The organism is uncultured Methylobacterium sp., assembly GCF_964251405.1.
In the GTDB taxonomy this organism is placed as follows: Bacteria; Pseudomonadota; Alphaproteobacteria; order Rhizobiales; family Beijerinckiaceae; genus Methylobacterium.
Genome location: NZ_CAXUJR010000031.1, coordinates 20684 through 31302, shown reverse-complemented (window position 1 = coordinate 31302; position 10619 = coordinate 20684). Strand labels below are relative to the sequence as shown.

Annotated in this window: 12 protein-coding genes and 1 pseudogene; 7 read left to right on the top strand and 6 right to left on the bottom strand. The window is 65.6% G+C overall.

Going from position 1 to position 10619, the window contains the following annotated elements:
- Positions 1 to 861: carbohydrate porin (locus ACFE7U_RS08170; RefSeq protein ID WP_375409228.1), on the top strand; the 861-nt coding region annotated here is incomplete at its 5' end.
- A gap of 27 nt (positions 862 to 888) precedes the next feature.
- Here ACFE7U_RS08170 and ACFE7U_RS08165 read toward each other — a convergent pair.
- Positions 889 to 1065: a hypothetical protein gene (locus ACFE7U_RS08165; RefSeq protein ID WP_375409227.1), complete on the bottom strand. Its 177-nt coding sequence runs from the start codon at positions 1063 to 1065 to the stop codon at positions 889 to 891.
- Between the two features lie 304 nt (positions 1066 to 1369).
- Between ACFE7U_RS08165 and ACFE7U_RS08160 the strand changes: the two genes are divergently transcribed.
- Positions 1370 to 1546: a DUF1328 domain-containing protein gene (locus ACFE7U_RS08160; RefSeq protein ID WP_003599466.1), complete on the top strand. Its 177-nt coding sequence runs from the start codon at positions 1370 to 1372 to the stop codon at positions 1544 to 1546.
- 108 nt (positions 1547 to 1654) lie between these two features.
- Here ACFE7U_RS08160 and ACFE7U_RS08155 read toward each other — a convergent pair whose 3' ends face one another.
- The gene (locus ACFE7U_RS08155; RefSeq protein ID WP_375409232.1) at positions 1655 to 1873 is read right to left on the bottom strand and encodes a NepR family anti-sigma factor; all 219 of its coding nucleotides are present in this window, start codon (positions 1871 to 1873) and stop codon (positions 1655 to 1657) included.
- A 326-nt stretch (positions 1874 to 2199) separates the two neighbouring features.
- Here ACFE7U_RS08155 and ACFE7U_RS08150 point away from each other — a divergent pair, with 326 nt between their 5' ends.
- Positions 2200 to 3003, top strand: coding sequence for a response regulator (locus ACFE7U_RS08150; RefSeq protein WP_375409226.1), 804 nt, complete (start codon positions 2200 to 2202; stop codon positions 3001 to 3003).
- 911 nt (positions 3004 to 3914) lie between these two features.
- Here ACFE7U_RS08150 and ACFE7U_RS08145 read toward each other — a convergent pair.
- Positions 3915 to 4109 (bottom strand): general stress protein, encoded by a 195-nt coding sequence (locus tag ACFE7U_RS08145; RefSeq protein ID WP_375409225.1) that lies wholly within the window; start codon positions 4107 to 4109, stop codon positions 3915 to 3917.
- A 289-nt stretch (positions 4110 to 4398) separates the two neighbouring features.
- Here ACFE7U_RS08145 and ACFE7U_RS08140 point away from each other — a divergent pair, with 289 nt between their 5' ends.
- Positions 4399 to 4842, top strand: coding sequence for a cyclic nucleotide-binding domain-containing protein (locus tag ACFE7U_RS08140; RefSeq protein WP_375409224.1), 444 nt, complete (start codon positions 4399 to 4401; stop codon positions 4840 to 4842).
- Between the two features lie 6 nt (positions 4843 to 4848).
- Here the strand turns inward: ACFE7U_RS08140 and ACFE7U_RS08135 are convergent, their stop codons facing one another.
- Entirely contained in the window at positions 4849 to 5292 is a 444-nt protein-coding gene (locus ACFE7U_RS08135; RefSeq protein WP_375409223.1) for a VOC family protein, read from the bottom strand.
- Positions 5293 to 5485: 193 nt separating this feature from the next.
- On the opposite strand from ACFE7U_RS08135, the gene ACFE7U_RS08130 reads away from it, so the two are divergent.
- Positions 5486 to 6139: a L,D-transpeptidase gene (locus ACFE7U_RS08130; RefSeq protein ID WP_375409222.1), complete on the top strand. Its 654-nt coding sequence runs from the start codon at positions 5486 to 5488 to the stop codon at positions 6137 to 6139.
- Positions 6140 to 6225: 86 nt separating this feature from the next.
- Here the strand turns inward: ACFE7U_RS08130 and ACFE7U_RS08125 are convergent, their stop codons facing one another.
- The gene (locus ACFE7U_RS08125) at positions 6226 to 6744 is read right to left on the bottom strand and encodes a ferritin-like domain-containing protein (RefSeq protein ID WP_375409221.1); all 519 of its coding nucleotides are present in this window, start codon (positions 6742 to 6744) and stop codon (positions 6226 to 6228) included.
- A 227-nt stretch (positions 6745 to 6971) separates the two neighbouring features.
- Between ACFE7U_RS08125 and ACFE7U_RS08120 the strand changes: the two genes are divergently transcribed.
- Together ACFE7U_RS08120 and ppdK are read left to right on the top strand one after the other, a co-directional pair.
- Positions 6972 to 7124 (top strand): DUF3096 domain-containing protein, encoded by a 153-nt coding sequence (locus tag ACFE7U_RS08120; RefSeq protein ID WP_292509215.1) that lies wholly within the window; start codon positions 6972 to 6974, stop codon positions 7122 to 7124.
- A 210-nt stretch (positions 7125 to 7334) separates the two neighbouring features.
- Positions 7335 to 10004: a pyruvate, phosphate dikinase gene (ppdK, locus tag ACFE7U_RS08115; protein ID WP_375409220.1), complete on the top strand. Its 2670-nt coding sequence runs from the start codon at positions 7335 to 7337 to the stop codon at positions 10002 to 10004.
- Positions 10005 to 10027: 23 nt separating this feature from the next.
- Here ppdK and ACFE7U_RS08110 read toward each other — a convergent pair.
- A pseudogene (locus ACFE7U_RS08110) lies at positions 10028 to 10534 on the bottom strand (EAL domain-containing protein); the annotation flags it as partial.
- Positions 10535 to 10619: the final 85 nt, after the last annotated feature.

The window sequence follows — 10619 nt, the reverse complement described above, 5'->3', positions numbered from 1 at the left end:
TCCGATACGGGAAAGCTCCTCTTCCTCAGCAACGATTGGCCGACGATCACGGGCGCCAACCTGCCGAGCGGAGGTCCCGCCTACCCGCTCGCCACACCTGGCGTCCGGTTCCGGTGGGACCCCGACGCGTCACGATCGGCTTTGCTGGCCGTCTTCAACGGAGACCCGGGCGACCAGCGTCTCGTCAACACGACCGGCACGAATTTCTGGCTCAACGATCCGCCGCTGGTAATGGGCGAGGTGCAGGTTCGGCGGGGGGAGGAGCAGCAGCCGAACGGCCTCTCCGGCAGCGTCAAGCTCGGGTTCTACCGGCATTTCGGACGCTTCGACGACCGACGCTTCGATGCCGCCGGCCTCCCCCTAGCAAGCCCAGAGAGCAGCGGAATCGCCAGACGCCTGCGCGGTACCGGAGGCCTCTACGGCGTCGTCGACCAGCAGATCTTTCGGCCAAAGGGCGGGACCGCCGAACGCGGCGTATCGCTCTACACCCGCTTGTCGTGGAGCCCCTCGGACCGGAACCTGATCGATCGCTGGGCCGATGGCGGAGTCGTCGTCTCGGGTCTCGTTCCAGGCCGCCCCAACGACACGTTCGGCGCCAGTTTCATCTATGCCAGGATCAGCGGCGGCGCACGCGGATCGGACCGCGATCTCGTATTGGCCTCGCAAGGCTTCCAGCCTATCCGCAGTTCGGAAGCGACGATCGAGGTGAGCTATCAAGCTCAGATCGTGCCGGGATGGCTCGTCCAACCCGATTTCCAGTACGTCTTCAATCCCGCCGGTGGGATCGCCAACCCGCTCGTCCCGAATACCAGGATCAAGGGGGGCGCGATGTTCGGGCTTCGCTCGACCGTCACCTACTGATCGGCTGGACGGAGGAGCCCGAGACGATCACCCCTGGCGGCGGCGCCGATCGGCGACGCGGATCGGAATAGGCTGCAGGCCCGGCGAACCGGCATCGAACAGCCTGTCGAGGCCCTTGATCAAGGTCTGGGACATCGCATCGAGAGCCTTGAGGAAGCGGGCCCCGGCAGTGGACTTGGATGGGCGATTCGTGGGCTCTGTCATGGCATCATCCGCAGTCTGGTACCGTTGACGAACGCGACGCCTGTGGCTCGGTTCCGGCGTCGCCATACGCTCACATAGAGACCCGCATCGCCGGTAGGCAGGCCCGAGGGCGATGCGCCGCACATCTCCAATGTGAAGTCCCTTTTGCGTCGCCGCAATCCCCCTTTCCGCGCAACGTGCCCTCCTTTCACGAAACGTGACGAAAGCGTGACCGCTCCGGAACCGTGGTCGAAGACTTGGCGTTATTGGTGTCATGAGGTCGCAGCGCTTGCTCGGCCAGTCAAACGTCTGAAGGATGATTCCAATGCTAGGTTGGGCCGTCACGTTTCTCGTCGTCGCTCTCGTCGCTGCGCTCCTCGGCTTCGGCGGTATCGCCGGCACCGCCATGGAAGCGGCGAAGCTCGTCTTCTTCGTCGCGATCGTCCTCTTCGCGATCTCGGCCGTCATCGGCCTGATGCGTGGTCGTTCGCCGACGCTCTGACCGAGCGAATCGCGCGACACGACGACGAAGGCCGCCACGCGAGAGCGAGGCGGCCTTTTCTTTGACGATCTAGTCTTGGCGGCCCAGCGGGCGACAAGCGGTGATTGATCAGCCCTTCGGGGCGATGTCACCGCCTTCGAGCTGAGCGATGAGATCGCGAAAACGGTCCGGTACCGGCTGCTGAACGACGGAATCGTACATGGTCCGCAAATGCTGGCCGATGCGTTTCTGCGTATGATCGCTGAGACTGGCTCCGGTGACCGTATCGTGAGCGGCGCGCGCACGGCTCCGCCCGCGATGACCGCCGGCCTTCCCATCTTGATTCATGTAGTCGACCCCTTGAGAGCCTGCGATCCGGGACCACGCTGTTGTTGTGCGCGTCGCCCTGCGTGTAACCCGCATCATGGCTGCTGCTGCAACGCGGATGCCAGCGATCGGTTCCGAGTCGAGGAACGAAACTCCGTTCACCGCGTTATGGGCGTGGCGCGACTAGCTTGAGCTTGGCGGGGGAGGTCCGTCAGAGGCCCTGGTGCTACGCGTAGACATTCTTTTCCCGCCGTACGAAAAGATGCGGCTCCGAACCCGCCGATCCGGTATGAGGCCGTCTCGTCGTCCTTACCCGATCGAAAGAACGAACCATCCAAGGGGATCTAATGTCGACAGCCCAACTCGTGGTGCAGCATCTGCCGTACCTGCGCCGCTACGCGCGGGCGCTGACGGGTAGCCAGGTCGCCGGCGACGCCTACGTGGCGGCAACGCTGGAAACCTTGGTCAACGAGCCGGATACGCTGGGCCGCAGCTCCAACGTGAAGGCGGACCTGTTTCGGGTCTTCACACGGATCTGGAACTCGCTGTCCGTGAACGGGCAGAGCGATCAGGTCCAGCACGACCTCCCGGCCGAGGTGCGTCTCGGCCAGATCACGCCCCTTCCGCGCCAAGCTTTCCTGCTGTCTTGCCTCGAAGGCTTCTCCGAGGAAGACGCCGCGATCATCCTCGACGTCGACGTGGCCCAGGTTCGCGACCTCGTGGACGAGGCCGGGCGCGAGCTCGCCGCAGACATGGCGACCGACATCCTGATCATCGAAGACGAGCCGCTGATCGCCATGGATCTCGAGGCCCTGGTCGAGGGACTCGGCCACAACGTCATCGGCGTCGCCCGGACCCGTACCGAGGCGATCAAGATCGCGTCGGAGGGCACACGTCCCGGCCTCATCCTGGCGGACATCCAGCTCGCGGACGGCAGCTCGGGCCTCGATGCCGTCAACGATCTCCTGAAGACCTTCGAGGTACCGGTGATCTTCATCACCGCCTATCCGGAGCGCTTCCTGACCGGCGAGAGGCCGGAGCCGGCCTTCCTCATCGCCAAGCCGTTCCAGCCCGCCAACGTCTCGGCCGTCATCAGCCAGGCCCTCTTTTTCCAGCAGAGCGCCAGGCGCCGCGAAGGCAAGGCGAGCTGAAGAACGGCTGTCAGGTTCCGCTGACGACACAAGGCCCCGGCTTCCCGCCGGGGCCTTTTTCATGGTCGCCGCCGAACCTATGGTCGAGACGAAAAAACGGGCCGGATGAGATCCGGCCCGTCAAAAAGTTTCCGGCCAATGCACAAGGGGAATGCGGTTGAGGACCAGGCGGCCGGGTCCTCGAACAACCGATGGGGGATCGCCAGGTTCCCAAAATGCATTTTCGCCGGCGAAGATGTTTTTCTGCCACACTTTGGAGGGACCGCGTGATCGGTCCACATCCAAATCCCAGGAAGCACGGGGATCTGATTTACTGATTTTGCCCCAGCTTGGCACAATCAAGGAACCATTCTGCACGGCGCGTGTTACGACGAAACCCCGTCAATCTCCCCAGTGAGATCACGCCGATGCTACGGTCTGGACTGATCCTCGGCATAGCCGGACCGGCAGCTCTCCTCACGGTGCTGCTTCAGCCCATGGTCCGCGAGAGCGCGGACGTGGTCCTCCGCCAGGATCTCACCGTCGTTCTCCCGATCCAAGACGTCATCGTGGCAAAGGCAGCAGCCGAGACGCGCGTCGCAGCCGTGGTCAGGTCGGAAAGACGTCCGGCCGAGAGGTCGATGGACTCTCAGGGGCATGGCCGCGACGAATCATCGTCGAAATTGCCGCGGCGCCTGATGAAGGAAGGTTGCGAAGGTGCGATCAGTTCCCTGGCGGGACCTGAGGCCCGTCGCATGCTCCCAGGTCGCTGCATCGCCTGACGAATTTTGGCCCGACGAATTCCGAGAAGTGTCGATAATGGAAAAAGGCTCCGATCCTGACGGGTTCGGAGCCTTCTCTCGTTCTCGTCGATGTTTCCATCCGCCCGATCGAGGGGCGCACGGCCATGAGGCCAACGCGCCCCATTGGCCTCAATCGTCTCCAGGGCGACCGGTGCCGGTAGACTGTCCACCTTTGCGGCCGGCGGCGGAGGCGAGTTCCCGGTCCTGCGAAAACGAGCGCTTCTCGGCCGGCACACTGCGCCCGCCTTTGCTCGCGATCTCGCGCTGACGCTCGAGATCCATCGATGCGAAGCCTCGCTTCGAGGTCGAATTTCCTGATGCCATCAGTTCCTCCTCAGCATGTCGCTCTCAGATGGATCAACCTTCGCCGGTATCGTTGGTTCCTCTCCTGAGCATGGGGCAACCTTGCCGAAATCCATCGCGCCACTTGCGACACCTTTCGGCGCGACCCGTGAACATGCACCGGGAAGATCGTCTCGGCCGTCCTGCGAGGTCGCCTCGAAGGACCAGGGGGTTGACGCGCTCTGGACAAGGGACTGGCGACCCGCATGGATGGTTGGGATATGCCGGTCTCCCATCGCGGGGCCCGGCCGCACGCCTTCGGAGCGACTTCATGACTCTCGATATCGAGGTACTGTCCCTGCGACAGGTGCCGCTCTTCCGGGAGGTCGAACTCTCGCGGCTCAAGCTCCTCGCGTTCACCAGCGAGCGCGTTCATTTCGATGCCGAGCAACCGCTCTTCGCGCAGGGCGATCCAGCCGATGCCGCCTATCTGATCCTCGACGGATCGGCCGCCGTCACGATCGACGGGACCAAGGGGCCGTTCCAGCTGGCGGTGCTGGGGCCCAATGCCCTCGTCGGCGAGATGGGCATCCTCGCCGACCAGCCGCGTTCGGCGACGGTGACGGCACAGACCGCGACCATGGCCCTGCGCATCAGCCGGGCCGTCTTCCTGGAGCTCCTCGCGCAGTTCCCGCAGATCAGCATCGCGGTGATGCGCGAGCTGGCGCTGCGTCTCGAGCAGACCAACCAGCAGCTCGCCGAAAGCCGCGGGTGAGCGGCACTAGGGCGTCGGGTAGGTGATGAACTCCATCAGCGAGCCGTCGGGATCGCGGAAGTAGACGCTGACGCCGAGGCCTGCGGCACCGCGTCGCTCGACCGGCCCGAGCTCGACCGGCACGCCCTGTTTGGCAAGATGCGCGACTGCCTCCTCGATAGGGCCGGACCAGCGGAAGCAGAGGTCGCTGTTGCCGGGCATGACCGGCTTGTCGGCGAGGATCGAACCCATCTGACCCGGTCCATGGACGTTGAGCTGAACGCCCCCGAAGCGGAAGGCGACGCCCTTGCCTGCAGGGACAACCTCGGCCCCCAGCACATCGCGATAGAAGGCGGTGGCGCGCTCCCAGTCCGTCACATGGATCACGCAATGGTCGAGATGGATCGCCGGACCGAGATCGGTGACGGCCTCGCCGGCGTCGGAAACGGGAAACGGTTGCGTGTCGGCCATCGGGAACCCTCAGGGCGCAATTTGCGGCGGCGCCAATGCCGGGAGATAGAGCCGCGATCCTATCAGAACGAGCGGCGGGCCGCTCTCGACGTCGTCAACCCGGCGGCCGCTGAGGCTCAAAAGTGACATCGGATCGCGAGGGGAGGGGGTAGTCAGGGCACATGTATCGATCCTGCCTTGACCGGATGAGCCCATGACGACCCGCCGGACCCTCTTCACGATCCTGAGCCTTGCGGCGGTCGCTCCGCTCGCCGCGTGCAACGCCCGCGGCCCCGTGGCTACCCTGGCCCAGGACGACGAGGCCGCCTGGTATACCGGCATGATGCCAGACAAGCCCTACGACGTGCCGCTCGTCGACACCAACCGGCTGGAGCCGAAATACCGCCGGCAGGTCGTGAGCTACAAGGGACCGGAACGCCCCGGCACCCTCGTCGTCGATATCGACAACCGGCAGCTTGCCTTGGTCCAGGAGGACGGGACGGCGCTCCAATACGGCGTCGGAGTGGGCAAGCTCGGGTTCTCGTGGAAGGGACAGGCCACAGTCGGGCGCAAGGGCGTGTGGCCGGACTGGAGCCCGACCACCACCATGGTCTCGCTGAACCCCGATCTACCACGCACCCAGAAGGGTGGCGTCGACAACCCCCTCGGGGCGCGTGCGCTCTACCTGCACCAGAACGGTCGCGACATCCTCTTCCGCATCCACGGCACCAACGAGCCCTGGAGCATCGGCGAGCAGCTATCGTCAGGCTGCATCCGCATGCTCAACGAGGACATCGTCGATCTTTACGAGCGGGTCCCGGTCGGGGCGACGGTGCTCGTTAAACGCAACGGCAAATACCGTGTCTGATCCTCGGATTCGGCGGCCAGCATGCACGGAAGCGCATCCTCTCTCCGCTGACGGCTCAAGAGGATGCGCTTTTGGTGATCTGATACTCAGGCAGACTTGCCCTTGGTCTTCGCCGAGCCGCCCTCGACGTTGATCCGCACGGCGATCGTCGTGAGGAGCTCGTCGGTGCGCTTCTCCTCCTGGAGGGTTTCGTCCAGCAGCTTGGCCGCATCCTCCAGGCCGAGCTGGGTCGCCCAGGTCTTCAGGGTTCCGTAGCGCGCGATCTCATAATGTTCGACCGCCTGGGCACAACCGATCAGCACGGCGTCGGCGGCGGGGCTACCCTCGAAATCCTCGAGATCCTCCTCCATCTCGGATGTGAGGCCCTGCATCGCTTCGCAGGTCTTGGAGCGGGCGGACTTGCCGATGATCTCGAACACCTGCTGCAGACGCTCGACCTGATGCGCGCTCTCCTCCGCATGGGTCTCGAAGGCCTGCCGGAGCTCGTCGGATTCCGCGGACTTGGCTGACTTCTTGAGGGCCTTCACCGATTGGCGCTCGGCGTAATAGACGTCCTTCAAGGTTTCGTAGAAGGCGTCGTTGAGGGTCTTGTCCTTGGCGGCCATGATGTTCTCCCGAGGTCTGTCGAAGGCTCTTGCGCCCGTGCGGCGGCCACCGAATGCGGTGTCCGGCCGAGAGTCGAGGAGAGAACAGAGGGTCCGGACCAGTGTTCCTCGGGCAGGCCGTCTATCCACAGGGCCGTGGATCGTTGTCTCTTTCGGCGTCCCGGGCGAGAGGAGGGATCGCCGGAGCGGGCATCGGCGCCGCAAAGCATCAACCGGAGACGACCGCCATGACGATCACCATCGCCAACCTCCAGCCGATCATCGCTCTGGCTGCCGGAATCCTGATCCTGATCGTGCCGCGGCTCCTGAACTTCATCGTCGCGATCTATCTCATCCTCGTTGGCCTCATTGGCCTCGGGGTGTTTCGCGCGCTATCCTGAGCTCGACCGGTCGGCGGCGAGGCGCCGCGACGACCAATGACACGAGGCGACGTTCGTCACGGGCACGGAGGATCCGCCGGCCATTCATCTTGCGTTGCAGCATGACATGGTCGAACAAGTCATCCGAGTTCAGTGCTGAAGCGTGGAGGCCACTCCTCGCACGGCGGACGACTTCCTGCGACAGACCTCCTGCGAGCGGATGGACGATCAATGGCGAAGTGGGTCTATTCCTTCGGTGACGGTAAGGCCGAGGGCCAGTCGTCCATGCGCAACCTCCTGGGGGGCAAGGGCGCCAACCTCGCCGAGATGTCGAATCTCGGGCTGCCGGTGCCGCCGGGCTTCACCATCACGACGGAAGTCTGCACCTGGTACTACGACCACGGACAGCAGTATCCCGCCGAGCTAAAGGCCGAGGTCGGGGCGGCGCTCGATGCGGTCGGCGCTCTCACCGGGCGTGGCTTCGGCGACCCGGAGAATCCGCTTCTCGTCTCGGTCCGCTCGGGCGCCCGGGCCTCCATGCCCGGGATGATGGACACCGTCCTCAACCTCGGGCTCAACGACGTCACGGTCGAGGCCCTCGCCAAGGGCGCGGGCGACCCGCGTTTCGCCTACGATTCCTACCGCCGCTTCATCACGATGTACTCGAACGTGGTGCTGGGCGTAGAGCACCACGCCTTCGAGGAGGCGCTGGAGCACTACAAGGAGGGCAAGGGCTTCAGCCTCGATACCGAGCTCGGGGCCGAGGACTGGAAGCACCTCATCGGGGTCTACAAGAAAATCGTGAAGGACGAGCACGGCTCGGACTTCCCGCAAGGGGCCGAGGAGCAGCTCTGGGGCGCGATCGGCGCCGTGTTCGATTCCTGGATGATCCCGCGTGCCAGGAAGTACCGCGAGTTGAACGCCATTCCGGCGAGCTGGGGCACGGCCGTGAACGTCCAGGCCATGGTGTTCGGCAACATGGGCGACACCTCGGCCACGGGCGTGGCCTTCACCCGCAACCCCTCCACCGGCGAGAGGGCGCTCTACGGCGAGTTCCTGATCAACGCCCAGGGCGAGGACGTGGTCGCGGGCATCCGCACGCCGCAGGACATCACCGAGAGGGCCCGGATCGAAGCGAAGTCCGACAAGCCCTCGATGGAGCGGGCGATGCCCGAATCCTACGCCGAGCTGGTGCGGATCTACGGCCTGTTGGAGCTGCATTACCGCGACATGCAGGACATGGAATTCACCATCGAGAGCGGCAAGCTCTGGATGCTGCAGACCCGCAACGGCAAGCGCACCGCCAAGGCGGCGTTGCGCATCGCCGTCGATCTCGCCGCCGAGGGTCTCATCACCGAGGAAGAGGCGATCGGTCGCGTCGAGCCGGCGGCCCTGGACCAGCTCCTCCACCCGACCATCGACCCAAAAGCCGAGCGCAAGGTCATCGCCTCGGGCCTGCCGGCGTCGCCCGGCGCCGCCACCGGCGAGATCGTGTTCAACTCGGAGGATGCCGAGGCCGCCCGCAAGGCCGAGCGCAAGTGCATTCTGGTGCGCATCGAGACGAGCCCCGAGGACATCCACGGCATGCACGCTTCCGAGGGCATCCTGACGACGCGGGGCGGCATGACCAGCCACGCGGCGGTGGTGGCCCGCGGCATGGGCAAGCCCTGCGTCTCGGGCTGCGGCACCATCCGGATCGACTACAAGGCCGGAACCCTGTCGGTCGCGGGGACCACGCTCAAGGCCGGCGACAAGATCACCATCGACGGATCGACGGGTCAGGTGCTGCTCGGCGAGGTCGCGATGCTGGAGCCATCGCTGTCGGGCGAGTTCGCGATCCTGATGGGCTGGGCCGACAAGGTTCGGACCATGAAGATCCGTGCCAATGCCGACACCCCGAACGACGCCCGTGCCGCGCGCAACTTCGGCGCCGAGGGGATCGGCCTGTGCCGCACCGAGCACATGTTCTTCGAGGGAGACCGCATCGTCGCCGTGCGTGAGATGATCCTGGCCGACGATGCCGAGGGGCGCCGCGCGGCGCTGGCCAAGCTCCTGCCCTACCAGCGCCAGGACTTCGCGGAGCTGTTCACGATCATGTCCGGCCTGCCGGTGACGATCCGGCTCCTCGACCCGCCGCTGCACGAGTTCCTGCCCCACACCGACGAGGAGGTGCAGGACGTCGCCCAGAGCACGGGCGTCTCCGAGGACAAGCTGCGCCGGCGGATGACCGAGCTCCACGAGTTCAACCCGATGCTCGGCTTCCGGGGCTGCCGGCTCGCCATCGCCTTCCCCGAGATCGCCGAGATGCAGGCCCGCGCCATCTTCGAAGCCGCCGTGCAGGCCGCCAAGGAGACCGGCAAGCCGGTGACGCCCGAGGTCATGGTGCCGCTGGTCTTCACCAAGACGGAGTTCGACATCGTCAAGGCGAGCATCGACGCCATGGCGACGGCGGTCGCTGCCGAGACCGGCGGCACGGTCGACTATCAGGTCGGCACGATGATCGAGCTGCCGCGCGCGGCGCTGCGCGCCGGCGACATCGCCGAGACCGCGGAGTTCTTCTCCTTCGGCACCAACGACCTGACCCAGACCGCCCTCGGCATCTCCCGAGACGACGCCGCGACCTTCCTCGGCGCCTATACCCAGAAGGGGATCCTGACGGCCGACCCCTTCATCACCATCGACCAGGAGGGCGTGGGCGAACTCGTCCGCATCGGCGTCGAGCGCGGCCGGGCCGTGCGGCCCGACATCAAGCTCGGTATCTGCGGCGAGCATGGCGGCGATCCCTCGTCGATCGCCTTCTGCCAGTCTGTCGGGCTCGATTACGTGTCCTGCTCGCCCTACCGGGTGCCGATCGCCCGCCTGGCCGCCGCCCAGGCGGCGCTGGCGACGCGCAAGGACTGAGCCATCGCGTTCCCGTCGGGTCTCTACGAGGTCCGGCGCGGCGCGACGTGGCGCGCCTGTGCCAGCGTCTCCACGATGGTCTGGGGCGCCGGGGCGGACCGCGCGGCGATCCAGGCGTCGAGGGCGGGCCGCGCCATCGGACGGGCGAAATGATAGCCCTGACCGACATGGCAGCCGTAACGTGCGAGCAGAAGTGCGTCCTCGGCGTGCTCGACGCCCTCGGCGACGACCTCGAGACCGAGCGCCCGTCCGATCCTCAGGATCGCTTTGACGAGGATGCGATCGCCCTCGCGGGTGCCCATGTCCATGACGAAGCCGCGGTCGATCTTGATGCGTTCGACCCGCAGCGTTCGCAGCGACGCGAGCGACGAATAGCCCGCTCCGAAATCGTCGATGGCGATCCGGACGCCCAATGTGGACAGGGCGCTGATCTCGCGGGCCGCGGCGTCACCGGCGATGGCCGCTTCTTCGGTAATCTCGATCTCGAGGCTCCGGGCAGGGACGTCGAAGGCCGTCAGTCGCTCGGCGACGCGTTCGGCGAGAGGATAGAGACTCGAGTTCCATCGGCGAGACGTTCACCGCCACGATCACGCCGTCGTGCCCTTTCTCCCGAAG

What these genes read in the sequence shown, in the direction of transcription:
- ACFE7U_RS08145 (WP_375409225.1), bottom strand. Translation starts at nt 4,109, where the DNA reads ATGGCATCAGGAAATTCGACCTCGAAGCGAGGCTTCGCATCGATGGAT.
- ACFE7U_RS08125 (WP_375409221.1), bottom strand. Translation starts at nt 6,744, where the DNA reads ATGGCCGCCAAGGACAAGACCCTCAACGACGCCTTCTACGAAACCTTG.
- ACFE7U_RS08155 (WP_375409232.1), bottom strand. Translation starts at nt 1,873, where the DNA reads ATGAATCAAGATGGGAAGGCCGGCGGTCATCGCGGGCGGAGCCGTGCG.
- ppdK (WP_375409220.1), top strand. Translation starts at nt 7,335, where the DNA reads ATGGCGAAGTGGGTCTATTCCTTCGGTGACGGTAAGGCCGAGGGCCAG.
- ACFE7U_RS08160 (WP_003599466.1), top strand. Translation starts at nt 1,370, where the DNA reads ATGCTAGGTTGGGCCGTCACGTTTCTCGTCGTCGCTCTCGTCGCTGCG.
- ACFE7U_RS08150 (WP_375409226.1), top strand. Translation starts at nt 2,200, where the DNA reads ATGTCGACAGCCCAACTCGTGGTGCAGCATCTGCCGTACCTGCGCCGC.
- ACFE7U_RS08135 (WP_375409223.1), bottom strand. Translation starts at nt 5,292, where the DNA reads ATGGCCGACACGCAACCGTTTCCCGTTTCCGACGCCGGCGAGGCCGTC.
- ACFE7U_RS08165 (WP_375409227.1), bottom strand. Translation starts at nt 1,065, where the DNA reads ATGACAGAGCCCACGAATCGCCCATCCAAGTCCACTGCCGGGGCCCGC.
- ACFE7U_RS08130 (WP_375409222.1), top strand. Translation starts at nt 5,486, where the DNA reads ATGACGACCCGCCGGACCCTCTTCACGATCCTGAGCCTTGCGGCGGTC.
- ACFE7U_RS08140 (WP_375409224.1), top strand. Translation starts at nt 4,399, where the DNA reads ATGACTCTCGATATCGAGGTACTGTCCCTGCGACAGGTGCCGCTCTTC.
- ACFE7U_RS08120 (WP_292509215.1), top strand. Translation starts at nt 6,972, where the DNA reads ATGACGATCACCATCGCCAACCTCCAGCCGATCATCGCTCTGGCTGCC.